Source organism: Polaribacter sp. (assembly GCF_036480315.1).
GTDB lineage: Bacteria > Bacteroidota > Bacteroidia > Flavobacteriales > Flavobacteriaceae > Polaribacter.
This window is the reverse complement of sequence record NZ_JAZGGG010000038.1, coordinates 1-26,045: the sequence shown is the minus strand read 5'-3', so window position 1 is coordinate 26,045 and position 26,045 is coordinate 1. Positions and strand designations below refer to the sequence as shown.

Here is a 26,045-nt window from a genome sequence, read left to right as displayed (position 1 = left end):
GTTTTAAGACTAGAATACTCTCAAAATTAACCTCATTAACAATTATTCAATTCATTAATAAGTTTACTTTTGATAGAAATATTAACAACTTAAAAATTAGTATTATTTAAATGCACAACGGGTTAACTCTTTAAATTTTTACGAAAAAAACATCTTCTTTAAACAAAGAAAAAACAACATTACTAGGTATTAGTTCTCATAAGGTTTTAGATTTTTTACATTATATAAGTTCTGGAATTGTGAGTTTTGCTAGAGAATTAAATGATACTCCTAAAATTGTAGGTTTATTAATACAATTGATATTAAATGGAGTATGATTTCTGTTGCAATTAATATGGCTTTAGGTGACTTATTAAATGCAAAAAAGGTGGGTGAAACGATAAGTAAAAAAATCACCACAATTAAGAAATGAACAAATACCTAGACATCATAAAAATTCCTATTCCGGTTATTGGAATTACGTAAAACAATCTGTTTTAATGGAATTGAATTGGGAGAATTATTTCTACGGTTTAATTATTATTTCTTTAATTGTTTGGGGATTAGAAGTTATTTTTCCTTGGCGGTAAAATCAATCAATTTTCAGAAAAGACTTTTGGTTAGATACATTTTATATGCTCTTCAATTTCTTTTTATTAAATTTAATTATTCTCATTGCATTGTCTAATTCTGCTGCACAATTATTTAATGATATTTTAGGAATTATTGGATTGTCAATTTCTAACTTTCAGCTTTTAGAAATTAATAAACTCCCTTTTTTAGTAAGAATTTTTATCTTTTTTATAGTACTAGATTTTGTACAATGGTGGACACATAGATTATTACACAAATTCGAATTTCTTTGGAATTTTCACAAAGTACATCATTCTGTAAAACAAATGGGTTTTGCTGCACACTTGCGTTATCATTGGATGGAACCTGTAGTGTACAATTCTTTAAAATATATTCCACTGGCTATTATTGGTGGTTTTTCTGCACAAGATGTTGCGTTTGTACATTTTTTTAATATTACAATTGGTCATTTAAACCACACAAATATAAATTGGGATTATGGTTTTTTAAAATACATTTTAAACAATCCTAAAATGCATATTTGGCATCACTCTAAAGAGCTACCAGAAGAAAGAAGATGTGGTGTAAACTTTGGGGTCACATTAAGTATTTGGGATTATATTTTTAAAACAAACTACATTCCACATTCCGGACGAGATATAGAATTGGGATTTGATGGAGATGAAAACTTTCCGAAAGATTTTATAAAACAAGAAACCTATCCGTTTATTAAAAAATAATCTGATTAATTGTTAATAAACTTTTTTTTAAAACACAAACTACAACGATTTCGTTAAGTATATTTGTAGCGAATGTTCGCTAATAGAATTCAAAACAAATATCTTACACTATGAAAATCAAAAAAGTACTGGTTGCTAACAGAGGAGAAATCGCTATAAGAATCTTTAGAGCCTGTACAGAGATTAATGTAAAAACAATTGGTGTCTACACTTTTGAAGACCGCTATTCTTTACATAGATATAAAGCAGATGAATCTTACCAAATTGGTGAAGACAAAGAACCTTTAAAACCGTATTTAAATATTGATGAAATTATTAAAGTTGCTATAGAAAGTGGCGCAGATGCGATTCATCCTGGTTATGGTTTTTTATCTGAAAATGCAAATCTTGCTCAAAAATGTGATGACAATGGTATTATTTTCATAGGACCAAAAGTATCTGTTTTACAATCTTTAGGTGATAAAATAACGGCAAAAGAGGTTGCTGTTGCTAATAACATTCCTGTTATTCGAAGTAATACAAAGTCTTTAAAAAACATTGAAATTGCTTTAAGCGAAGCCGAAATAATTGGCTACCCAATTATGCTAAAAGCTGCATCTGGTGGTGGTGGAAGAGGAATGCGTGTTATTAGAGAAGCAGACGAATTAAAACGTGCTTTTAACGAGAGTAAACGAGAAGCTTTAAATGCTTTTGGAGATGATACTGTTTTTCTTGAAAAATATGTTGAGAACCCAAAACATATAGAAATTCAAATAGTTGCCGATAATTATGGTAATACAGTACACCTTTTTGAACGCGATTGTTCTGTACAAAGGCGTTATCAAAAGGTAATTGAATTTGCACCTTCTTTCGATTTAAAACAAGAAATAAAAGATGCACTGTACAAATATGCAATTGACATTTGTAAAGCTGTAGATTATAATAATATTGGTACCGTAGAATTTCTGGTAGATGATGATGATTCTATATATTTTATTGAAGTAAACCCAAGAGTACAAGTAGAGCATACCGTTACCGAAGTTGTTACCAATATCGATTTAATAAAAACACAATTATTTATTGCTGGCGGATACAAATTAGCAGATCAACAAATAAAAATACCAAACCAAGAAGCTGTAAAAGTAAATGGTTATGCGCTACAATGTAGAATAACTACAGAAGATCCACAAAACGATTTTAAACCCGATTATGGAGAAATTACAACCTACAGAAGTGCTTCTGGTTTTGGTATTCGTTTAGATGCTGGTAGTGTGTATCAAGGTGCAATTATTTCGCCATTTTTCGATTCTATGTTGGTAAAAGTTACTGCAAATAGTAGAACTTTAGATGGCGCTTGTAGAAAAGTTAGAAGAGCTTTAGCAGAATTTAGAATTAGAGGTGTAAAAACCAACATGCCTTTTCTTGATAATATATTGCAACATGAAACCTTTAGAAAAGGAGAAGTTACGGTAAATTTCATCAAACAAAATCCTGATTTATTTATTTTTAAAGCACCACGTAACAGAGCTACAAAGTTAGTTACTTATTTAGGTGATGTTATTGTTAACGGAAATGCAGATGTTAAAAAAATAGACCTAACTAAAAAGTTTGTAAAACCGATTGTTCCTAAATTTGATGCTAAAGCTGGTTATCAAAAAGGAACTAAAGATTTATTGACAGAATTAGGTCCAGATAAATTTTCTCAATGGTTAAAAAATGAAAAGAAGGTACATTTTACAGATACCACAATGCGTGATGCACACCAAAGTTTATTAGCAACAAGAATGCGAACTTTTGACATGCTAAAAGTTGCTGAAGGATATGCTAAAAACAATCCAGACATTTTTAGTATGGAAGTTTGGGGAGGCGCAACTTTTGATGTTTGTATGAGGTTCTTACAAGAAAATCCTTGGGAACGTTTACAATCATTACGTAAAGCTATGCCAAATGTATTGTTACAAATGTTAATTAGAGGCTCTAATGGAGTTGGTTACACAGCGTATTCAGATAATTTAATTGAAAAGTTTGTTGAAAAATCTTGGGAAAATGGCGTTGATATTTTCAGAATTTTCGATTCTTTAAATTGGATGAAATCCATTGCGCCTTGTATTGAATATGTAAGAACAAAAACGGATGGTTTAGCCGAAGGTTCAATTTGCTATACAAACGATATTTTAGACCCTAAAAACAAAAAATACAACCTTAAATACTACACAACTTTAGCAAAGGATATCGAAAATGCTGGTGCACATATTTTAGCAATAAAAGATATGGCTGGTTTATTAAAACCATATGCAGCTTTTGAGTTGGTTTCAGCTTTAAAACAAGAAGTGAATATTCCTATTCATTTACATACACATGATACCTCATCAATTCAATCTGCAACTTACTTAAAAGCTATTGAAGCTGGTGTAGATGTTGTTGATGTTGCTCTTGGTGGTTTATCGGGATTAACATCACAACCTAATTTTAATTCGGTTGTAGAAATGATGAAATTTAACGATAGAGAAAGCGACTTAAATGTAGATTCTTTAAATGAATACTCAAATTATTGGGAAACTGTTAGAGAATATTATTATCCTTTTGAATCTGGCTTAAAAGCAGGTTCTGGAGAAGTTTTTAAACATGAAATTCCTGGAGGACAATATTCTAATTTAAAACCACAAGCCCAAGCTTTAGGTTTAGAAGATCGTTTTCATGAAATTACAAAAATGTATGGTGATGTAAATCATCTTTTTGGCGATATTGTTAAAGTAACACCTAGCTCTAAAGTTGTTGGTGACATGGCTCAATACTTAGTGAGCAACAATTTAACGGTTAGAGATGTTTTAGAACGTGGAGACACTATTTCTTTCCCACAATCTGTGGTAAGTTTCTTTAGAGGAGATCTAGGTCAGCCAGTTGGAGGTTTTCCTAAAGAGCTACAGAAATTAATTTTAAAAGATGAAAAACCTTATACAGATAGACCAAATGCCCATATAGAACCTATCGATTTTGATAAAGAATATAAAGATTTTAGAAAAATATTTGAGAATGATTTAGGAAGAGCTATCGATTTTACAGATTTCTTATCTTATAAACTATATCCAAAAGTATTTACAGAAGCGTACAACAAGCATTTAAAATATGATAATTTAATAAACCTACCAACCAAGAATTTTTTCTACGGTATGGAAAGAGGTGAAGAAATTATCATTGAATTAGACAAAGGAAAAACATTACTTATTACTTTAGAGTCTATTGGAAAAGCAAATGAAGATGGTATGGTTACCGTTTATTTTAAAGTAAACGGACAAGGTAGATCTGTACAAGTAAAAGATATATCTATTAAAGTAAATAAAGTTGAAAATGCTAAAGCTGATAAAAATAATACCAAAGAAATTGGTGCTCCTTTACAAGGAATGTTATCTACAATTTTAGTTAAGAAAGGAGAAAAAGTTTCAAAAAATCAACCTTTATTTATAATTGAAGCCATGAAAATGGAAACAACAATTACCGCAACTGAAGATACAATTATCAAGAAAATAGTATTAAAATCTGGTATAATGGTAAATTCTGAAGACTTAGTTATTATTGTAGATTGATAATATCATAAAAAATGTAAAGACCTTTATTTATAATAAATAAGGGTCTTTACATTTTATTTATTCCTACCCTTTTCATTTGGATATAAACTTGGCAAAGAATCACTTTGCACAATCTCTTTTGTGTCAATATTTATACCAGTGATTTTCCCTTTAAAAGCTGCACCAGTATCTATATTCCAGATATTCATTGCGTTCATTGGTTCTGATTTTCCAAAATTAGTTGTTGGTGTATGACCTATGTATATTTCTTTGTAAAGTTGTAATCGTTTTGGGTATACAATTGAATCTTCATTCATATTTCTATCCATAACTAAAGCTAATTCCCACAAAGTTCTGTCGAAATATAAATTCTCTTTAAATTTTTCTTTTTCAACACCATGCATAGATGTAAAACCTGCATGTAGAAATAATCTATTTTCAGTATCTAAATGATACAATGGTAAGTTTTCAAAAAAGATTAAGTGTTGCTTTTTTTCTTCCACAGAAAAACCATCATAACTTTCCATAGTTTCTTTACCACCATGCATGTACCAAGTAGGATTTACTTCCTCATTTTTTAACCAATCTTGGCACCAAACATCATGATTTCCTTTAATAAAAACACAATTTATTTTTTCTGATAAATTGATTAAAAATTCAATTACTTGTGCAGCTTCACTCCATCCATCTACATAATCACCAACAAAGATAAGCGTGTCTTCTTCAATAACTTCTATTTTATTAAAAACTTGAAGCAATGCTTTTAAACCTCCATGTACATCGCCAATAGCAAAAGTTCTTTTCATATAAAATATTATTAAAAATATTGACCAAGTCCAAAAACCAAACCTCCGTTAGAATTGTTTTGTACATCATGAATTTTAAAACCATAATCGATTCTAAAAGTTGCATTATAAATTTTCTTACTGATAAAACGTAAACCAATTCCAGAGAAAACTCTAATTTTTTCACTTTTAAAAAAATTATTTAATTTACCTCCTGGATCTCTCCAAGAACCTATATCTGTAAATACATTTGTCTGAATTGCCAACCAATCTTTATCATAAATTGTATGCCTGTATTCTGAATTTAAAACTGCAACTCCAGTTCCTCTATCAACCAAAATACCAACACCACGAATGTTTACATTATTATCTAAAGCAAAAGGTGCAAAAGGTGATTTTTCGTTAGTAGAAAACCCTACACGTAATTTATTTGCCCAATTTCCTTTTTCGCCAATTTTTTTGTAGTAGAAAAAATCGTTCCAAGCAATAAAAAAATTATCTTGAAAAGCATTATTAGAAGTAACATATTGGGTGTGTAACACACTTTTAAACCCTTTTAAATATTGATAATTATACTCTAAATCATCATATTTATAAACAAATTTTAAGAGTGTTTTGTCTAATTCTAAATTTTGAGGAACAGATGCGTCGGTATCTCCTGCTAAGTATTTATACTTTTCCGAAAATAAATTTACACCAAAATTAATTTCGTTTTTTAAATTGATTTGATACAAGCCTAATACTTCAAAAGAAATATTGTTGTATAAATAATTAGCTGTTTTATTATCAAAATAAAGAGGTTCTTCACTTTTCCAATTTTGATGATTTATTGATAAACCCCAACTTTTAGAAAACAGGTTTGGCGCTTTAAAATTGATGCCATAAGAATCGAAACTATTATTTTGATAATAACCCCCAAACACTATATTTCTTCCTAAAAAATTATAATCATATAAACCTAACTTATAGGCAAACTGTTTATTAGTGGTAGTCCAAAAATTAACTTCAGGAATCACCGTGAAATTTTCTTCAATAGTAATAAAAACGTTGTAAAGTTCTTTATGAGAGTAAAAAATTTGATAATAGGCATGACTAATTGCTGGTAATCTTTTTAATTGAGTAATATCATTCTCTAAAGAAACAGTATCTAAAACACTTCCTTTTTTGGTAGATAAAAGCTTTTTAAGAAAAGTAATATTTGTTTTTTTTGCTCCTTCAATTTTTACATCTAACACTATTTTTTGAGAATATAATGTTGTGGTAAAAAAGAAAATAAAGAGAAGTAATGAACTATTTTTAATAAGCATTATTCAGTTGTAAATGTTTTTTGAATAATCAAATTTACCCAATTATCATCACTTATACCCATTACTGTAAAATTATAATCAGTATTTAAAACTAAAATAGGTACTGTTGTTGTATTAATAGTTGCAGTTACATTTGCAGCTTCACCATATTGAAAAGTTTTTAGGTCTGTAAATGTTCCGGAAAAAAAGTTAATATCTGCATCTGTAACTACTTGAAAGTAATGTGTGTTTTCTTTAATTAATCCATCTTCCCAGGTAAATTTTGGTTTTAATGATTGAGAGAAATCAATTGGAAGTATTTCTTTTAACCATTCTGTAGATTTTGTTTGATTTTTTAACCTAATAGGTTTCGATTTATAAAATTTTCCATCAAATAAATAAGTAACAATTCCCCAAGCTTCACTTGGATCTGAACGCGAAAAACGGCTCATTTTTCCGCCATAAACTTCAGCAGATGACAAGAAAATCCTGCGGTAATTTGTAAGATCTTTTTCATCTGTAATTGTACTTTCTGCTTCATAATATCTAACTTCAGTTGCACCAACTTCTGGGTAATAATAAATATAAGAAAAACTTGTATTTCCGTTTGCATTCGCACCAAAAGCTATCATTTCTTCTTGTATACTTGTAGCATTTTCGGCTACGTATTCCTCTAAATTTCTTGGAACAAAAGATTTCTGAATCACTAGATTAACCCAATTATCTTCACTAACACCCATCATTGTAAAAAGATATTCTTCATCTACCAATAAATCAGCTGGTGTTTCACCTTCATTTATATCTAAAACAACATTTGAAGTATCATAATATTGAAAGGTTTTTTCTTTTGTAAACGTTCCCGAAATAAATGCTGCTTCACCTTCGGTATTTTTTTCATCAGAAATTACCTGAAAATAAATCTCATTTTCTGCAATTTGTCCATCAGTCCAAGTAAATTTTGGTTTAATGGTTTCTGGATATTCAATACTAACAGAATTTGTCCATTCTGTGGGTTTCGTTTTTATTTTAATTTTAATAGGATTTGATTTATGTAATTTTCCGTCAGTTAAATATGTAACAATACCCCAAGTTTCTTCTGTATTTGTACGCACGAAACGCTTTAATTTACCACCAAAAACAGCATCTGTAGACAAATTTTTTCTTCTGTAATTAGAAAAATCATTTTCATCTACGGTTGTATCAGCAGTTTCATAATATCTAATTTCTGTAGCACCTTCAATAGGATAATAAAAAACATAAGAGATATCTGTACTCTCAAAAACACTTGCAGCGCAAGCAATAACTTCATCTAAATCTCTATTGGTATTTGTGTCTAAATACTCTTGTAAATTTCTTGGTATAGAAATATCGTTATCTTCTGCACAAGAGTTAAATAGTAGCATAGAAATGCTTACAAACAACAATAAATATTTAAACTTCATCTATATTTTTTAAATTTTAAAAGTGATAATCGGTAAAGTTGAATGATTAGTTACATCTTCTGCAATACTTCCTGCAAAAATATGAGATAATCCTTTTCTATCATGTGTAATTACAGAAATTAAATCTGCTCCAATAGGATTAGAAAAATTTAAAATTCCTTTTTCTATCGTTTTATCGCAAACAAAATTAACATTTATTAATCTATCTACATTACCTTCTGCTTTTAAAAGAAAATTATTTGCCATTGCATCCATTTCTGATGTTGTTTTAAAACTTTATTTTTGGTGATATAATCTCCTCAACAATTCTTCTGCAGGTTTATTCTGTGGTGTAAATCTATTGTTTTTTTTTCCACCAACTTTATCATGTCTGTGAAACCATTTCCAAATAAAACCTCCGGCAAACCAATCTTCTTGCCAAAATTGATTGTGTATTGCTTGCAAGCCATTTACTTGTACTTGCAAATTTACATTGTCTATTACTCTATTAGATTTCCAAGGTTTTTTTCCAGCATAATCTACACTCCTATATCCAAATTCAGTAAATAAAACGGGCTTATTAAATTTCTTTTGAATACCTTTAATTTCAGTTTTATGAGCTTGCCAACCCAATTCAAATTCTTCAACGGTAGGCGTTTTTTTATCACTTACAGGAAAATAAGCATCAATACCAATAAAATCTAAATCTGCCCAAAATGAAACACGTTTATATTCGTCCCAATTCGCTGCATAGGTCAGTTTTCCTTTATAAACTTTTCTAATTTCTTTTATTAAATCTAACCAATAACTAGGTCTATTAGCAACAAATTGCTCTAGTTCTGTACCAATACACAAAACATCTGCGTTTATAGCCTGTGCAGCTTTTGCATAGGTTAAAATATAAGCTTTATAAGAATTTTCTAAAATTTTCCAGTTTTCTTCTGAACTTGGTTTTAAATCTCCTGTATAACCTCCTCTTCTCAACCATAAATGAGGTTTTATCATGATTTTAATGTTCACTTCCTGAAACTCTTTTGCATATTGCAACAGTCCGTTTTTTGTTTCACCAAACCATTCTCTATTGGTATTAAACTCAATTTTAGGAGTTTCAATATTTCTAATAAAACTATAGGGCATCAACGCAACATAATTGCTTTGAGCCCTTTTAACGGGGTTAATATGTTTAGAATTTATAGAATCTCTTGATGCTACAAAACTGACGCCATTAATTTTTTGAGTTTGACTATTGCATGATAATTGAAGTGAAATCAGCAATAAAAAAAGGATTTTTTTTGTTTTCATAAATCCCTTAAAAATAGTTTTTAATTAAAACAATGCTCTTAAACCAATGTTAAAACTTTGCCCTAATCCATTATTTGTTCCTCTTACAAAATTACTATATAAAGCTTCTAAGTTTAGTGTTTTTGTTAACTGATATTTCCCTCCAAATCCTAAAGCTGTATAATCTTGTGTAAAACCTCCAAAACGTTGTGCATGTTGTACAAAACCTAAAACGGTAGATTTATCTGATGGAAAATAACTCATAAAAACTCCTGGAGAGAATAAAAATGTATTATTTGCAAAACTTGTTTTTTCTCCAAAATTATATTCGGTATTCAATTCTGTAAATAACTGCCATTTTCTGCTAGGAAAAGTATGGTCAAAGAAAAATCTATTTTGAAAAGTATAAGCCGTTTGATCTAAAAAAACATTATTTTCTGACTCATTTTTAATAATTGGAATGTGAAATGCAGACTGAATAGAAAAATTACCAACACTCTTTATTGGTTGAAATTTAATTGCTGGCGCAAATGAAGACAATCCTTTTCTTGCTGTTACATCGTTTCCTAAATCGAAAACAGAGGTTACACTTCTGCCGCCAATTGTATTAGATCTATATTCTAAAAGTAGACCTACATTAAATCTATTACTTTCAGAAACACCAGTAAAAATTTCTAAAGATGTTGTAAAAAAATTAGATCTTCCTCCTGCATCTGTTGAACTAGTTCCGCCAGAATTGGCAGATTTAGTTTGAGTGTACAAACCATTGAACCATTTTATATCCCATTGTCCTTTATCTAATAACTTTGAAGGCGTATAGGTTTGTATATTACTTTTATCAACATCTTCTTGACCATAAGATTGTAAACTGAAAATCAATATAAAAGTAAAAAGGATTTTAAATATATTTTGTTTCATTTTTTTTGTTTAAATTATTTTTAATTACAACATCAGTCTATACGTTTATCAACAACTTACAAAAAATCACAAGAATAATTATTTAAAACAATTCTAAATTATAATTTACATTTAAGTTCTTAACTTTAACTTCGACATAATTAGTAACAATCAATCAACTATGGACCACATTGTAATAATTGGAAACGGAATATCTGGAGTTACTGCTGCAAGACATATTAGAAAAAATTCTGACAAAAAGATTACCATTGTTTCGGCAGAAAACAAATATTTTTTTTCTAGAACAGCACTCATGTATGTTTATATGGGTCATTTGAAGTTTGAACACACACAACCTTATGAAAACTGGTTTTGGGAGAAAAACAACATTCAACTAAAGCAAGCATTCGTAGAAAATATAAATACTGATAAAAATTTATTAGAATTTTCAAACGGAGAATCACTTTCTTTTGACAAACTGGTAATTGCAACAGGTTCTAAACCAAATAAATTTGGTTGGCCAGGGCAAGATTTAGAGGGAGTTATGGGTATGTACCATAAACAAGATTTAGAAAAATTAGAAAAATATGCACCAAATAAAGAAACTTGTAAAAGAGCTGTAATTGTTGGGGGAGGCTTAATAGGAATCGAATTAGCAGAAATGTTACGCAGTAGAAAAATTCCTGTTACTTTTTTGGTGCGTGAAAATAGTTTTTGGAATGGTGTTTTACCCGCACAAGAATCAGCAATGATTAACGACCACATTAAAGACCATCATATAGATTTACGATTAAGCACAAATCTAAAAGAGATAAAATCTGATGAAAATGGTCGTGTAAAATCTATTATTATTGAAGAAACTGGCGAAGAAATCGAATGTAACATTGTTGGTTTAACAGCTGGTGTTACACCTAATATCGATTTTCTTAAAAATTCTGGAATTGAATTGGGGCGTGGTGTAAAAGTGAATCGTTTTTTAGAAACAAATATTAAAAATATTTATGCTATTGGAGATTGTGCCGAACAACACGAAGCTATTGATCAAAGAAGAAATATAGAAGCAGTTTGGTATACTGGTAGAATGATGGGTGAAACTTTAGCACAAACAATTTGTGGTAATAAAACAGCATACAAACCAGGTCATTGGTTTAATTCTGCAAAATTTTTAGACATTGAATATCAAACTTACGGTTGGGTATTTAGTGAAAGAGGAATGAATGAAAATGAAGCTTATTTTCAATGGCAACATCCAACAGATTATAAATGTATTACCATTTCTTTTGATAAAAATACAAATTTGTTTTTAGGTATAAACACATTTGGAATTCGAATGCGTCATGAAATTTTTGATAAATGGCAAACAGATAGTAAGTCTATAGAATACGTTCTAGAATATTTAGCAGATGCTAATTTCGACCCTGAATTTTATAAACTGCACGAACATGAAATTGTTGCAAAATTTAATCAAGAAAACAAAACAAATATTAAACCTAAAAAGAAAAGTTGGAAAAGAATTTTCAACAAAGCATAATATATGAAAACAATAAAAAAAACAGGTCTAATCGTTTTCTTAATAGGATTAGCATTTTTTATAGGAACAATTTTCACAGGTTCTTTCAGTTTAAAACAAACAGAATTAGATACTTTTATTAAAGAAAAAGGTTATAAAAGCGAAATAATAACAGCAGAATTAACAAAAGCAATTGTAACTGAAGAAAACTTAAATATTTTTCAATTTTCTAGCCGTGTAATTAATGCTTACAAAACTTCGAATAACCATTATGATGCTCTAATTGCAAAATACGATTCAGAAAAAAATTGGGATAAAAAAGGTCAACAATTTCAATATAAAATCTTTGGAAAATTACACAGTATAAGTTTTGAATTGGCAAAAAAAGCTGGTAAAGGTTTTGCTGCAGAAAACACAGGTTTGGCTTGGTTTTTAACGTTTGGTTTAGGTATTTTAGGAGCACTTCTGTTTATTGTACCTGATGTAGTTTTACTTGGGAAGCCTGGTATAAAAAACGATGGAATTTTCTTAAGTGCAGTTACCAATCGTGGTTGGATTGGTTGGTTTACTTTTGTGTTTTTAGTTACCTTTTATATTTTACTCTATTTTTATCCAGATTTAATTGTAAACTGGGTGTATTTAGTAGACCCTATTAGTAAATCTATTAGTGGAAACCCAGCAAGTCAATGGTTTCTATATGGCTTTCTATATTGTACAGTAATGACTGTTATGGCTGTTAGAATGTATATAAAATACCGTCATAATAAATACCAAATATTAAGAACAACATCTGTATTATTCTTTCAAATTGTGTTTGCTTTTTTAATTCCAGAAATTTTAGTTCGTTTCGAAAAACCTTGGTATGACTTTAAAAATGTATACCCTTTAGATTACGACTTTTTCTTTAAATGGAATTTAGATGAATTACTATCTAGTGGTGGTTTTGGTTTATTTATTTTAGTTTGGGGAGTTGTTTTAACCATAATAGTAGTTCCCCTAATGGTTTATTTCTTCGGAAAAAGATGGTATTGTTCTTGGGTTTGTGGTTGTGGCGGATTAGCAGAAACGTTAGGAGACCCATATAGACAAAACTCTAGTAAAACATTACTTTCTTGGAGAGTAGAACGCATTGTAATACATATTGTTTTAGTTTTTGTTTTAGTAATGACCGGTTTTGCTTTATATACTTTCTTCTCTGGTGCAGACCAAGTTATAGGAATTAAAACACAAACTATTCAAGATATTTATGGCTTTTTAATTGGTGCTGTTTTTGCAGGTGTAATTGGTACAGGTTTCTACCCTATTTTTGGAAACAGAGTTTGGTGTAGGTTTGGTTGTCCATTAGCTGCATATTTAGGATTTATCCAACGTTTTAAATCTAGATTTAGAATTACCACAAATGGTGGTCAATGTATTTCTTGCGGAAACTGTTCTACATATTGCGAACAAGGTATTGACGTAAGAGCTTATGCTCAAAAAGGAGAAAACATTGTTCGTTCTAGTTGCGTAGGTTGTGGAATTTGTTCTGCAGTTTGCCCTAGAGGAGTTTTAAAATTAGAAAATGGGCCGGAAGATGGTAGAATAAATCCTACAGAAATTTTATTAGGAAATGATGTGGATTTAATGGAATTAGTTAATAAGAAGTAATGTTTCAAAAAATATTCTTATTTCTATTTTTATTGTTAGTGAGTTTATCTTCTTTTTCACAAAAAAAATATCAAAAAACGTATTTTGAAAATGGTGATTTAAAAGAAGAAGGTTGGTTTTTTAATGATATAAAAAGTGGATATCACTTAACTTATCATTCAAATAAAGAAATAGCTTCTAAAGGAAATTATATTAAGGATTTAAAAACTGGTTATTGGTGTTTTTATCATTCTAACGGAAAAATTAAAACTCAAGGAACTTTTTCAATAGGATCTAAAACTAGCTTTTGGAAGACTTATAATAAAGATGGAGTTAAAATATCTGAAGGGAATTACATCGCAAATTTAAAAAACGATTATTGGCACTTTTATCACCCAAATAAAAATATTTCAGAAAAAGGATGGTTTAAAGATGGTTTAAAAACTAAAATTTGGCAGGTATTTCATTCTAATGAACAATTAAAATTTAGAGAAACCTATAAGAAAGACAAACCTGATGGATTTTGGGTTTCATACTATAATAATGGTAAAAAAGAAAGTGAAGGAAATTATATCGATGGTTTAAAGACCCAATATTGGAAATTCTATCATAAAAATGGAGATTTAAAAAAAGAAGGTAATTTTATAGATAATTTAAAAACGAATTATTGGTATTTTTACCGAGAAGATTCTTCTAAAGAAAATGAAGGTCACTTTAAAGATGGAAACAAAAATAATTGGTGGATATATTATGATCAATTTGGATCTATAAATCATAAGTGTCAATTAAAAAATAATAAAAAAAATGGATACTGTTTGATCTATAAAAAGGAAAAAATAGTAAAAGCATCAAAATTTAAAAACGGTAAAAAAATAAAAGAATGGACAGACTTTTCGTCCTTTAAAAAAGAGAATAGTCTAAATGATTTAAGATAAATGAAAATAAAAGTAATTATTCCCGCTTATAACGAGCAAGATTCTATTGCCAATGTCATAAATGACATTCCTAAAAATGTAGATGAAATAATTGTTGTTAGCAATAACTCTTCAGATAACACAGAGATTAATGCAAAAAATGCTGGTGCTACCGTTTTATTTGAAAACCGAAAAGGATATGGGTATGCTTGTTTAAAAGGGATGGATTACATTGCCAAAAAAGAAAATAAGCCCGAAATTGTGGTTTTTTTAGATGGAGATTATTCAGATTATCCAGAACAACTTACAGAAATTATTAGCCCAATTGTAAATGACAATATCGATTTTGTAATTGGGTCTAGAGTAAAACGATTAAGAGAAGAAGGTTCTATGACACCACAACAAGTTTTTGGCAATTGGCTAGCAACCTTTTTAATGAAGCTATTTTTTGGTGCAAAGTTTACAGATTTAGGTCCTTTTAGAGCTATTAAATATAATAAATTATTAGCGCTAAAAATGGAAGATAAAACTTACGGATGGACTGTGGAAATGCAGTTAAAAGCATTAAAACAAAAAATGAGTTATATTGAAGTTCCAATGAAATATAGGAATAGAATTGGTGTTTCTAAAGTATCGGGAACCATAAAAGGAAGTATTATGGCAGGCGTAAAAATATTAGGTTGGATTTTTAAATACAGTTTCAAATAATGGTATTAGAGTATATTACTATCTTCATTTATTCAATTTCTTTATTACTGATTTTTGTGTATTCATTAGCGCAATTAAATCTATTAATCAACTACTTAAAAAATCAAAAAAAAGAAGATACTTCCGTAAAATTCGATTTTAACAATTCTGATGAAATTCCTTTTGTAACCATTCAACTTCCTGTTTACAATGAGTTATATGTAATGGAACGTTTATTAGATAATATCATAAAAATAGATTATCCAAGAGAAAAATTAGAAATACAAGTTTTAGACGATTCTACAGACGAATCTTTAGAACAAACTGCAGAACATATTAAAGAAATTCAAAAAACAGGATTAGACATTACCCATATTAGCAGAACAAACAGACAAGGTTTTAAGGCCGGTGCATTAAAAGAAGGTTTAAAAACTGCTAAAGGCGAATTTATTGCCATTTTTGATGCAGATTTTCTACCTCAAAAAGAGTGGTTGTATGAAACTGTTCCGTATTTTAAAGACAACAAAATCGGTGTAGTTCAAACAAGATGGGGGCATATTAATAGAGATTACTCTACGTTAACAAAAATACAAGCTTTTGCTTTAGACGCACATTTTACACTAGAACAAGTTGGTAGAAATAGCAAAGGACATTTTATTAATTTTAATGGAACCGCAGGCCTTTGGCGTAAAGAATGCATTTACGACGCGGGTAATTGGGAAGGAGATACACTAACAGAAGATTTAGATTTAAGTTACAGAGCACAGCTTAAAAACTGGAAGTTTAAGTATTTAGAGAATGTGCATACGCCTGCAGAATTACCAATAGTAATTAGTGCGGCAAGATCGCAACAATTTAGATGGAATAAAGGCGGCGCAGAGAATTTTCAAAAAATGACGGGGCGAATTTTAAGAAGCAAAATAATGCCTTTTAAATCTAAAATTCACAGTCTATTACACTTATTAAACAGTTCTATGTTTACTTGTATTTTTTTGGTAGCAGTTTTAAGTATACCAATGTTGTACATTAAAAATGAATATGCCCATTTAAAAATTTATTTTTCTCTGATGAGTTTTTTTATAATTAGTTCATTCATATTTTTTATCTGCTATTGGTATATGTATAAAAACACTTATGGTGGCGGATTTAAAAATTTCTTTAAATATATAGGCGCATTTTTCACCTTCTTTTCAATTGCAATGGGTTTTTCTCTGCACAATACAATCGCTGTCATAGAAGGTCATGTTGGTAAAAAAAGTGAATTCGTTAGAACACCAAAATTCAATATTAAAAATATAAAAGATGCATGGAAAACTAATAAATACATTAAAAAGAAACCTTCGGTTAATGTTATTTTAGAAGGTATTTTAGCAATATACTTTGTCTTTGGAATGTATAGTGCTTTTGTGGTAGGAAATGATGGTGGCGATTTTGGATTATTTCCTTTTCATCTTATGCTTTTTATTGGGTTTAGTTATGTATTTTTTAAATCTATATTTTCTAAAGCATAATGTCTTTCTTCAAAAAATATAAAGACGTTGTATTAATTTCAATAAGTACATTTCTGTATTTTGTTTTCGCGTATTTTTTAGAACGAACAGAGTTTAGTAAACTACTCTTTTTATGGTTTTCTTTATTTGGTTGTTTTTATTTATTGATAAAAAGTAAAACTATAACCTTTTCTACTCTAGTTGGCTTAACAGTTCTTTTTAGATTGGTTTTTCTATTTTCAACACCTAATTTATCACAAGATTTTTACAGATTTATTTGGGATGGACGAATGATTCTAGAAGGTTTAAATCCATATTTATCTTTACCCGAAACGTTTATTCAACAAGGCTTAAAACCCGTATCTGAAATTTCAGCTTTATATAATGGTATGGGGCAATTAAATGGAAGTCATTATACAAATTACCCGCCTTTAAACCAATTATGTTTTTTAATTGCAGCGCTTTTTGCTAGCAAAAGTATCTTTGGTTCTATTATTGTTTTAAGGTTCATAATTATTTTAGCTGATATTGGTATTTTATACTTCGGAAAAAAAATATTAGAACGATTAAATTTGCCAATCAAAAATATTTTCTGGTATGTTTTAAATCCGTTTATAATTATTGAAATGACGGGTAATTTACATTTTGAACCTGTAATGTTGTTTTTCTTAATTTGGAGTTTCTACAAATTACATCAACAAAAATGGCTTTTTTCAGCAATTCTTATTGCATGTTCTGTTTCTGTAAAATTAATTCCGTTGTTATTCTTACCGTTATTTTTTCAGTGGTTTGTGAAAAAAGAAGAAAATTGGTTTATAGGGTTTAAAAAACTAATCATTTTCTATACAGTTATAATAGCAACTACAATCTTATTTTTCCTTCCATTTTATTCTTCAGAATTAATTGCCAACTACTCGAATTCCGTAGGGTTATGGTTTAGAAACTTTGAATTTAATGCAAGTTTTTATTACATTTTTAGAGAAATAGGTTACTTATTTAGAGGTTATAATGAAATTGCTATTATTGGTAAAGTCACTCCTATTTTAACAATCTTATTTCTATTATCCCTTTCTTTTTTCAGAAAAAATAACACCTTAAAAAAGCTAATTACCGCTATTTTATTTTGTTTGTGTTTTTACTATTTTACAGCTACAACCATACATCCTTGGTATGTTGCAACACCATTAATTTTGTCTGTTTTTACAAAATATAAATTCCCGGTAGTTTGGAGTTTAGTGATTATTTTAAGTTACCAAGCATATGCAAACACACCTTGGCAAGAAGACTTATGGTTTGTTTTAATAGAGTATTTAGTCCTTTTTTCATTTTTAATTTACGAAATTCTTCCGAAACCGAACTTAAAGAAATTCTAAAATAAAAATGTATTCCCGCTATTCTGATGAGAATTTCGTATTTTGAGCTTTTACATTTTATCATTTATGAAAAGACTTACTATAAAAGACATAGCTCAAGAATTTAATGTTTCTATTTCTACGGTTTCTAAAGCCTTGAATGATAGTTATGAAATTAGCGTAAGTACAAAAGAAAAAATTCAGAAATATGCTAAAGAAAATAATTACAAGCCAAATTTTAATGCATTAAGCTTAAAAAACAGAAAGACAAAAACTATCGGAATTATAATTCCGAGTATGTTAAATTATTTCTTTGCCCAAGTTTTTAATGGTATCGAAAAAATTGCCAATGAAGAAGGCTACAAAATCCTTTCTTGTATTTCTAATGAATCCTATAAAAAAGAAGTAGAAACTATAGAAATGCTTTCAAACGGAAGTATAGATGGTTTCATTTTATCTTTAGCTGAAGAAACTGTATTAAAAAACGACTATAAGCATATTCAAGATGTAATGGGTAATGGAATGCCTATTGTAATGTTTGATAGAGTTGCAGAATCTATTGATTGTGATAAAGTAATTACAGACGATTTTAAAGGAGCATCTAAAACGGTTAAATATCTAGCAAAATCTGGTAGTAAAAACATTGCTTTTATTTCTACAATCAGTAATTTAAAAGTAGGTAAAAAAAGACACCAAGGATATATTAAAGGTTTAGAAAAAGCAGGTTTATCTATAAATGAAAATCTAATCATTAATATTGTTGAAGACGATTATAAAAATTATGAAAGTATTTTAACATCTATTTTTGATAAAAACGAAATAGATGCCGTAATTGCAACCGACGAATCTTCTGCAATTGCAGCAATGAAAGTTGCACAGAAAAAAGGTCATAAAATTCCAGAAAACTTTGCTGTAGTTTCTTTTTCTAATGGAATTTTAGCGAGACATTCTAGCCCTAAAATGACTACTATTAGTCAGCATGGTGAAAGAATGGGTGCAACAGCTGCAAAAATATTAATAGACAAGTTAGAGAGTAAAGAAGAAAAAAAGGAACCGAAAACAGTAATTATTAAAACGGACATTGTAGAACGTAATTCTACAAAAAAATCATAATTTTAAAATATCTTTTTTTTTATAAATTATGAATTTAGAAAAAGTAAAGCTAGTCGTTTCTGATATGGATGGAACGCTCCTAAACTCAAAAGGAGAAGTAAGCAACCGTTTTTTTGAACTCTTCAAAAAACTACAACAACAAAACATACATTTTTGTGCAGCAAGCGGAAGACAATACAACAGTATTGTAGATAAACTAGCGTCTATAAAAGATGATATATACGTTATTGCAGAAAATGGAGCAATTGCAAAAAGAGGTAATAAAATATTATTATCTAACGCTTTAGATGCGCAAAAAATAATAGATATTATTCCTATTTTAAGAAGTATTGAAAATGCTAATATTGTTTTATGTTCTCAAGATGCTGCATATATTGAAAGCAAAGACGAACGTTTTATCAACTATTTTAAAGAGTATTATCACAATTATAACGTTGTAAATGATTTAGTAGAAGTAGCAAAAAACATTCCAATTCTTAAAATAGCAGTGTATCATTTTAATTCTTCCGAAGAATTTATTTATCCTGTAATAAAACATTTAAAAGATGATTATTTACTAAAAATATCTGGTCAGAATTGGTTAGATATTTCTGATAAAAATGCAAATAAAGGTTTTGCATTAAGAGAAGTTCAGAAAATATTAAATGTAACTAAAGAAGAAACCATGGTTTTTGGTGATTACCATAATGACATAGAAATGTTACAAGAAGCTGACTTTAGTTTCTCTATGAAAAATGCACATAAAGACATTACAGAAATCGCAAATTATAGCACAAAAAGTAATAACGATTTTGGTGTTGAAGTTATTTTAGAAAAATTGATTGAAGTTAATTCTTAATCATCATAAGAAACCGTACTCTGTCTTTCTCAATTTACATTTAGCTTCGTTACATCTGGTCTAGAACAATGTCCAACACAATCAAAATTTTGTCTTTCTTCTAAAACTCTATTAAAGTCTAATGTTTCTATAATTAAACCTTACTTTATGTAAAACAGGTTCAACCAATCATTCTCCATTTGGTGAAGCAATACAAGAACCTCCATTTGCCAAAACATCTGGTGCAGCTTTTATAATTTTTTTATAATGTGGTACGTCTTTTGGAAAATCTGATTTTGCCATTAAACTAGAAACAGAAATTACAAAAGAACGAGATTCTCTTGCTATAAAACGAGTAATATCTTTTGTGTTATGGTCGCTTCCAGGCCAAACTGGAATATGTAAATCTTCTCCTAAATAGATAGAAATATTATGCTCTTTTACTAATTTACAAACGGAATCTAATTCGCCTTTTCTACAATTATAGCATTAAGTACATAATGTGCATGAATCTCTTTTTGAGTTTTAGAATCCCATTCTGCGTCATTTGTTACCGAAACCCAAAAAGGATAACCTGGTAATAATGCTTCTCCAAAAACGATGAGTTCGCAACTTTCTTTTACTGCATCTACAATTGATTTTTCAATCTTTTTAAGCGTTTTTTTCTTTATTCAACCAAACTGGTGAAATTTGTGCTAATGCTACTTTTAGTAAGTTGTTTTTCATAATTAATCTTCTTTTGTAATTGGACTTGGAGGTGGCGGAGTTAAATAAACTCTTTCTAGAGGATAATCTAAAAGAATATTTAATTTGATACTATCTTTAGAGTCGATATTAGTTTCTTTAAATGTTTTTACAATTTTTAACAATAACTTTTTAACCCTTTTTGAACTATCTTCATTCTCTAAAACTAGTTTTATAAAAGCCCATTTATAAGAACTTGCATAAAAGTATTCTTTATCATTATTCTCATAATGCAGTTTCAAATATTTAGATAAATTACTAATAGGAAAAATTCCTTTAATTAAATCTAAACTATCATTTCTAATGAACAATCCATTCCTTTCTCTAATAAAACCTCCTGTATCAGCAAAGGGAGATATTCTATATTGAAAATTAGTGTCTTCTAATTCAATAAAATATTTTTCTTTTCTATACAATCCATTTCTAATTGAATCTGTAACCTCTTCAAAACTTAAATCATCAATAATAATTTCTACTGGACTATATTCTTCAAAAAAATCTTCTGAAGGATAATAATAAACTTCCTTTTTACAAGATAAAACTAGAATAAATAAAAGAAGTATTTTTTTCATATTTTATACTTCAATCGAAACCACCAAACCTTCATTCGCTCTTACATTAAAAACGGTTTCATCATCAAAAATTAAATACTGTCCTTTTATCCCAACTAATTTACCTGTAAAATTTGGTGTTTTAATCAAGTTTAAACTTTTAGGTTTTAAAGGATATTTTAAAACAGGGAAATTTAAATGTGTTTCAACATTGTCTTCAATAAAGTATTCTTTTGCTTCTTCTGGGATAAATTCTTTAAGTCTATCTCTCAACTCCATTAAGCTTACATCTTCAATATCATTTTTTAGCATTTTACGCCAATTGGTTTTATCTGCAACATAGTCTTTTAAAGCAACCTCTGTAATACCTGCTAAATAACGATTAGGAACCTCAACTATTTCAATAGCTTCATGCGCCCCTTGATCTATCCAACGTGTTGGTATTTGTTGTTTTCTAGTTACCCCAACCTTTACATTGCTTGAGTTTGCCAAATACACAATATGTGGTTTTAATTGTACAGATTGCTCATACGCTAAATCTCTATCTTCAATCCCTAAATGTGCCTTGCTTAACTCTGGTCTCATAATCCAATCGCCAGCATTTGGAGTATCAAAAAAGCAAGATTTACAAAAACCTTGCCTATAGATTTGCTTTTCTAAACCGCAGTTTAAACATTCGTACTTAACAAAATTGATAGAAATTTTTTTATTTAACAACTGATTCATGTTTATAAAATCTGTTTTCATATCTAAATAATACTGAATTTCTGCTGTATTTTCAGTCATCATTTTTTTTAAAACTCCTTTGTAAATCATCGCACAAATTTTAGTATTTTTAAACTTCGGTTTTAAAACTAGAACTGTTCTAAAATCGTTTAAAACAAACTTACGGATTTCTATGGCTTTTCAGATTATTAATTCTATAATTTCTTGGTTTTTGAAGAAACGAAAACATCAAATTGAGCTGTTTTTAAAATACCCAATAGATGTACAGAATGAATTGTTAATAAAGCTTTTAAATACTGCTAAAAACACCGAATTCGGAAAAGGAAATAATTTTTCTACAATAAAAAATCATGATGATTTTACTTCAAATGTTCCGATTCAGAAATACGAAACTTTTGAACCTTTAATTGAACGTTGTAGAAAAGGAGAACAAAATTTATTTTGGCCTTCAGAAATAAAATGGTTTGCAAAATCTAGCGGAACCACCAACGCAAAAAGTAAATTTATTCCTGTTTCTGATGATGCTTTAGAATATTGCCACATGAAAGCTGGTAAAGACATGCTGTGTAACTACATCAACAACAATACTAACACACAATTATTTACTGGTAAAGGTTTGCGTTTAGGCGGAAGCTCTGAAGTTTACCAAGACAATGGTTCTCATTTTGGCGATTTGTCTGCAATTATTATAGAAAACATGCCTTTTTGGGCAGATTTTAGTTCTGCTCCTAGTCAAGAAGTTGCTTTAATGAGCGATTGGGAAACAAAAATGGATGCAATTATTGATGAAACCATCAATGAAAATATTACTAGTTTGGCCGGCGTACCAAGTTGGATGCTCGTTTTACTAAATCGTGTTTTAGAAAGAACCGGAAAAGAAAACATTCTTGAAGTTTGGCCTAATTTAGAAGTCTATTTTCACGGAGGCGTAAACTTTAATCCATATAGAGAACAGTATAAAAAAATCATTCCTAAAGCTGCGTTTAAATACTACGAAATTTACAATGCTTCGGAAGGTTTTTTCGCAATTCAGGATAGAAACAATTCTAAAGAACTATTGTTAATGTTAGATTACGGAATTTTCTATGAGTTTATTCCTATGGATGAATATGCTGGAGAAAGCTCTACTGCAATTCCACTTTCTAAAGTAAAAAAAGGCGTTAATTATGCAATTATAATTACAACGAACGCTGGTTTATGGCGTTATTTAATTGGCGATACCGTAAAATTTACATCGTTAGATCCTTATAGAATTAAAATAACCGGACGAACAAAACACCATATTAATGTTTTTGGTGAAGAGTTAATAATAGAAAACGCAGAAGAAGCTTTACGTTTAGCTTGTGAAAAAACAGCTGCTACCATAAAAGATTACACGGTTGGCCCTGTTTTTATGGAAGGAAAAGAAAAAGGCGGACATGAATGGATTATCGAGTTTAATAAAAAACCAGATTCTATGGGTTATTTTTCTGAAATTTTAGACAATGCTTTAAAATCTATCAATTCAGATTATGAAGCAAAACGTTATTTAAACCTTACTTTAATGGCTCCAAAAATTCACTTAGCTAAAGAAGATTTATTTTATTCTTGGTTAAAGAAAAAGAAAAAATTAGGTGGCCAACATAAAGTACCAAGATTGTCTAATTCTAGAGAATTTGTGGAAGAACTTTTAAACCTTTAAAATGAATTCATTCTTCGAAAATAACGCTTCTATTTTACTAGAAACTCCAGAATTAGCAGAAGCTTTTCAAAAAATGATGCGTTTTCAAAAGTTTCCGAAAAACAGTATTTTACATGAAGCTGGTACAATTTGTAACGAAATGCATATAATAATGTCTGGTATTTCGCGCGTTTTTTATTACAAAGAAGACAAAGACATTACATGCCACTTTGCAGCAGAACAAGAAACTATTACAACCATAGATAGTTTTATTCAACGAAAAAAGAGTAAGTACAATATTGAAGCATTAGAAGATTTAGAAGTGCTGACAATTACACATCAAGATTTAGAGGATTTATTTGAATCTCATCCAAAATATGAACGTTTTGGACGCTTATTCTTGCAACAAATTTATATAGATTTAGTAGAACGGATAGATGATTTACAATTGCATACCGCACAAGAACGTTACGAGATTTTGTTAGAAAAAAAATCGTATTTATTTCAGCGAGTTTCAGCAAAACACATTGCTTCCTTTTTAGGCATGACGCCAGAGACTTTTAGTAGAATTAGAGGAAAATAAAAAGGTTTAAATAATTTCTTGATAAATGTCAAGAAGAAATTAATGTCTATAAAATATCTTTGTGTAACAAATTGTAATCTTATGACAGTTGCACAATCACTTCAACAATTTTATACAGAAAATAACTTTAAAAATGACGGCGGTAAAAGTGATGATTTTTTTGAATTAAAATTCAAGCTTATTACTTTAAAACTACCAAATTCACAATTCAGAAAAGACGTAATTCACGTTCATGACATTCAGCATATTTTATATAATTGCGATACTTCTTGGAAAGGCGAAGCTTTTATTGCTGGTTGGGAAATTGGCTCTAAAATGTGGAAACATTTCCCTATTGGTTTTATGAGTCTTTGGGCCGCAGGTTTTAGTTTATTAAATTATCCGAAAGAAGTTTTAAAAGGCTATAAAGAAGGAATTAAATGTAAAGGCATTATCGATTTACCTCATACTGAAGAAGCGCTGTTAAAGCTTTCACTAAATGAGATTAAAGAATTAATTAAAAAAGAGGAAACTCTGTCTTTTAGTTGGTGGAAGTTTCTTTTTTGGAGTGTTATAAGTAGTAGTGTTTTTCTATTTCCATTACTCTTACTAATAGCAATAACTTTTTACTTTCTATGAAAAAAATCTTAATCATTAACGGGCATCCAGATAAAGAGAGCTATTGTTTTGCAATTCATAAAGCGTACAAAAAAGGTGTTTTAAATTCTGATGCAACCTTGAAAGAAATTACTATTCGTGATTTAAAATTTAATCCTAATTTAGAATTTGGCTACCGAAAAAGGACAGAACTAGAACCTGATTTATTAGAAGCACAAAAAAAGATAAAATGGGCAGATCATATAGTTTGGATTTACCCTGTTTGGTGGGGTTCTTATCCTGCAATACTAAAAGGTTTTATTGATAGAGTTTTTTTACCCGGTTTTGCATTTCAGAAAAGAGAAAATTCTGTTTGGTGGGATAAACTTTTAGAAGGAAAAACGGCAAGAATTATTTCAACTTTAGACCAACCTGCTTGGTATTACAGATGGATAAATAAGCATCCAAGTCATACTTCAATTAAAAAATTGACTTTAAATTTTGTAGGAATAAAGAAAGTCAGTTTTACAACTGTTGGCTCTTTACGTTTGTCTAAAGTTTCATATAGAGAAAAATGGTTGCAAAAAATTGAAGAATTAGGAATAGAAAAATTGTAAACATTGTTTTCACACTTATCTATTCCTAATTAACCTAATTATTTTTATGTCAACTCTACAAAATAAATCCTAGTTATGGTTTTTGTTATTTGGTTAAAATCAATACTAATAAAATTATTACACCCATCACAATACATATATATAATACTTTCACTCCCATTTTTATCAGTATTAAAAATAACGTTTCCTAAAAGATTAATGTTATCACCAATTTTAACAGTAACACCTTTTATAGTTATATTCCAATTACCACTAGTTATTTCAAAACTACTCATTATAGGGTTGCTTTGAGTTCCACTAGAAATTATAGAAGAAAAACCAATACTAAAACCATAATTATAAAAATCACCATCTGGGTCTATTTCAGGGACAGATGCACCAAATAAACTTTCAATGGCTACTTTAACTCCTTTAGTATTATTAATATCACTTAATTTATTATTATTTATTTTAACCTGTTGTGCATTATAAAAAAGCTGTTCATTGATTAAGAGAATCGTATATTTAATTGAATTTCAAACATTTAAATAGATGAACAGCTTTAGAGCAAATTACGAGAAAATTTTAGAGGT

22 protein-coding genes and 3 pseudogenes are annotated in these 26,045 nt (G+C 29.1%); 15 read left to right on the top strand and 10 right to left on the bottom strand.

The features are described from left to right. The 3 genes and pseudogenes from V3V28_RS07590 to V3V28_RS07580 all read left to right on the top strand — a co-directional run. A pseudogene (locus V3V28_RS07590) lies at window positions 1-110 on the top strand (IS982 family transposase); the annotation flags it as partial. A gap of 298 nt (window positions 111-408) precedes the next feature. After that, window positions 409-1,292: pseudogene (locus V3V28_RS07585) on the top strand (sterol desaturase family protein). Between the two features lie 110 nt (window positions 1,293-1,402). Beyond that, on the top strand, window positions 1,403-4,855 hold the full coding sequence (locus V3V28_RS07580; RefSeq protein WP_331364421.1) for a pyruvate carboxylase: 3,453 nt from the start codon (window positions 1,403-1,405) through the stop codon (window positions 4,853-4,855). A 56-nt stretch (window positions 4,856-4,911) separates the two neighbouring features. On the opposite strand, the gene V3V28_RS07575 is transcribed toward V3V28_RS07580, so the two are convergent. From V3V28_RS07575 to V3V28_RS07550, 6 genes are read right to left on the bottom strand one after another with little or no spacing between them, the layout of a single operon-like run. Further along, the gene (locus V3V28_RS07575) at window positions 4,912-5,643 is read right to left on the bottom strand and encodes a metallophosphoesterase family protein (RefSeq protein ID WP_331364420.1); all 732 of its coding nucleotides are present in this window, start codon (window positions 5,641-5,643) and stop codon (window positions 4,912-4,914) included. Between the two features lie 11 nt (window positions 5,644-5,654). Further along, window positions 5,655-6,929 (bottom strand): outer membrane protein assembly factor, encoded by a 1,275-nt coding sequence (locus V3V28_RS07570; RefSeq protein ID WP_331364419.1) that lies wholly within the window; start codon window positions 6,927-6,929, stop codon window positions 5,655-5,657. Next, a complete protein-coding gene (locus tag V3V28_RS07565) occupies window positions 6,929-8,350 on the bottom strand; it encodes a hypothetical protein (RefSeq protein ID WP_331364418.1) in 1,422 nt (473 codons plus the stop codon). The genes V3V28_RS07570 and V3V28_RS07565 overlap by 1 nt, the downstream gene beginning before the upstream one ends. A gap of 9 nt (window positions 8,351-8,359) precedes the next feature. Beyond that, window positions 8,360-8,596 (bottom strand): universal stress protein, encoded by a 237-nt coding sequence (locus V3V28_RS07560; protein WP_331364417.1) that lies wholly within the window; start codon window positions 8,594-8,596, stop codon window positions 8,360-8,362. Window positions 8,597-8,626: 30 nt separating this feature from the next. Continuing rightward, entirely contained in the window at window positions 8,627-9,631 is a 1,005-nt protein-coding gene (locus tag V3V28_RS07555) for a glycoside hydrolase family 113 (protein WP_331364416.1), read from the bottom strand. A 24-nt stretch (window positions 9,632-9,655) separates the two neighbouring features. Further along, the gene (locus tag V3V28_RS07550) at window positions 9,656-10,528 is read right to left on the bottom strand and encodes a hypothetical protein (protein WP_331364415.1); all 873 of its coding nucleotides are present in this window, start codon (window positions 10,526-10,528) and stop codon (window positions 9,656-9,658) included. 160 nt (window positions 10,529-10,688) lie between these two features. Between V3V28_RS07550 and V3V28_RS07545 the strand changes: the two genes are divergently transcribed. The 8 genes from V3V28_RS07545 to V3V28_RS07510 all read left to right on the top strand — a co-directional run bounded on the left by V3V28_RS07545 (window position 10,689) and on the right by V3V28_RS07510 (window position 20,037). Continuing rightward, window positions 10,689-12,038 (top strand): NAD(P)/FAD-dependent oxidoreductase, encoded by a 1,350-nt coding sequence (locus V3V28_RS07545; protein WP_331364414.1) that lies wholly within the window; start codon window positions 10,689-10,691, stop codon window positions 12,036-12,038. 3 nt (window positions 12,039-12,041) lie between these two features. Then, window positions 12,042-13,664 carry a 4Fe-4S binding protein gene (locus tag V3V28_RS07540; protein ID WP_331364413.1) on the top strand — a complete coding sequence of 541 codons (1,623 nt, stop codon included), beginning with the start codon at window positions 12,042-12,044 and terminating at the stop codon, window positions 13,662-13,664. Then, the gene (locus V3V28_RS07535) at window positions 13,664-14,578 is read left to right on the top strand and encodes a toxin-antitoxin system YwqK family antitoxin (RefSeq protein WP_331364412.1); all 915 of its coding nucleotides are present in this window, start codon (window positions 13,664-13,666) and stop codon (window positions 14,576-14,578) included. Before V3V28_RS07540 ends, V3V28_RS07535 begins: the two co-directional genes overlap by 1 nt. Beyond that, a complete protein-coding gene (locus V3V28_RS07530; RefSeq protein ID WP_331364411.1) occupies window positions 14,579-15,265 on the top strand; it encodes a glycosyltransferase family 2 protein in 687 nt (228 codons plus the stop codon). Continuing rightward, window positions 15,265-16,755, top strand: a complete 1,491-nt coding sequence (locus V3V28_RS07525; RefSeq protein WP_331364410.1) for a cellulose synthase family protein — start codon at window positions 15,265-15,267, stop codon at window positions 16,753-16,755. The genes V3V28_RS07530 and V3V28_RS07525 overlap by 1 nt, the downstream gene beginning before the upstream one ends. Next, the gene (locus tag V3V28_RS07520) at window positions 16,755-18,107 is read left to right on the top strand and encodes a mannosyltransferase (RefSeq protein ID WP_331364409.1); all 1,353 of its coding nucleotides are present in this window, start codon (window positions 16,755-16,757) and stop codon (window positions 18,105-18,107) included. Before V3V28_RS07525 ends, V3V28_RS07520 begins: the two co-directional genes overlap by 1 nt. Window positions 18,108-18,173: 66 nt before the next feature. After that, window positions 18,174-19,199 carry a LacI family DNA-binding transcriptional regulator gene (locus V3V28_RS07515; RefSeq protein ID WP_331364408.1) on the top strand — a complete coding sequence of 342 codons (1,026 nt, stop codon included), beginning with the start codon at window positions 18,174-18,176 and terminating at the stop codon, window positions 19,197-19,199. Between the two features lie 28 nt (window positions 19,200-19,227). Beyond that, window positions 19,228-20,037 (top strand): HAD family hydrolase, encoded by an 810-nt coding sequence (locus tag V3V28_RS07510; protein ID WP_331364407.1) that lies wholly within the window; start codon window positions 19,228-19,230, stop codon window positions 20,035-20,037. Window positions 20,038-20,066: 29 nt separating this feature from the next. Here the strand turns inward: V3V28_RS07510 and V3V28_RS07505 are convergent. From V3V28_RS07505 to V3V28_RS07495, 3 genes and pseudogenes are all read right to left on the bottom strand, one after another. Continuing rightward, a pseudogene (locus V3V28_RS07505) lies at window positions 20,067-20,742 on the bottom strand (nitrilase-related carbon-nitrogen hydrolase). Window positions 20,743-20,744: 2 nt separating this feature from the next. Then, on the bottom strand, window positions 20,745-21,332 hold the full coding sequence (locus V3V28_RS07500) for a hypothetical protein (RefSeq protein WP_331364406.1): 588 nt from the start codon (window positions 21,330-21,332) through the stop codon (window positions 20,745-20,747). A 3-nt stretch (window positions 21,333-21,335) separates the two neighbouring features. After that, window positions 21,336-22,127: a DUF2797 domain-containing protein gene (locus V3V28_RS07495; protein ID WP_331364405.1), complete on the bottom strand. Its 792-nt coding sequence runs from the start codon at window positions 22,125-22,127 to the stop codon at window positions 21,336-21,338. Window positions 22,128-22,209: 82 nt separating this feature from the next. On the opposite strand from V3V28_RS07495, the gene V3V28_RS07490 reads away from it, so the two are divergent. The 4 genes from V3V28_RS07490 (at window position 22,210) to V3V28_RS07475 (ending at window position 25,473) form a co-directional block, all read left to right on the top strand. Then, window positions 22,210-23,718, top strand: coding sequence for a GH3 auxin-responsive promoter family protein (locus V3V28_RS07490; protein WP_331364404.1), 1,509 nt, complete (start codon window positions 22,210-22,212; stop codon window positions 23,716-23,718). Window position 23,719: 1 nt separating this feature from the next. Next, window positions 23,720-24,280, top strand: coding sequence for a Crp/Fnr family transcriptional regulator (locus V3V28_RS07485; protein ID WP_331364403.1), 561 nt, complete (start codon window positions 23,720-23,722; stop codon window positions 24,278-24,280). Between the two features lie 81 nt (window positions 24,281-24,361). Next, on the top strand, window positions 24,362-24,898 hold the full coding sequence (locus V3V28_RS07480; RefSeq protein WP_331364402.1) for a hypothetical protein: 537 nt from the start codon (window positions 24,362-24,364) through the stop codon (window positions 24,896-24,898). Next, window positions 24,895-25,473 carry an NAD(P)H-dependent oxidoreductase gene (locus tag V3V28_RS07475; protein WP_331364401.1) on the top strand — a complete coding sequence of 193 codons (579 nt, stop codon included), beginning with the start codon at window positions 24,895-24,897 and terminating at the stop codon, window positions 25,471-25,473. The genes V3V28_RS07480 and V3V28_RS07475 overlap by 4 nt, the downstream gene beginning before the upstream one ends. A gap of 44 nt (window positions 25,474-25,517) precedes the next feature. Here V3V28_RS07475 and V3V28_RS07470 read toward each other — a convergent pair whose 3' ends face one another. After that, window positions 25,518-25,748, bottom strand: coding sequence for a hypothetical protein (locus V3V28_RS07470; RefSeq protein ID WP_331364400.1), 231 nt, complete (start codon window positions 25,746-25,748; stop codon window positions 25,518-25,520). Between the last annotated feature and the right edge of the window lie 297 nt (window positions 25,749-26,045).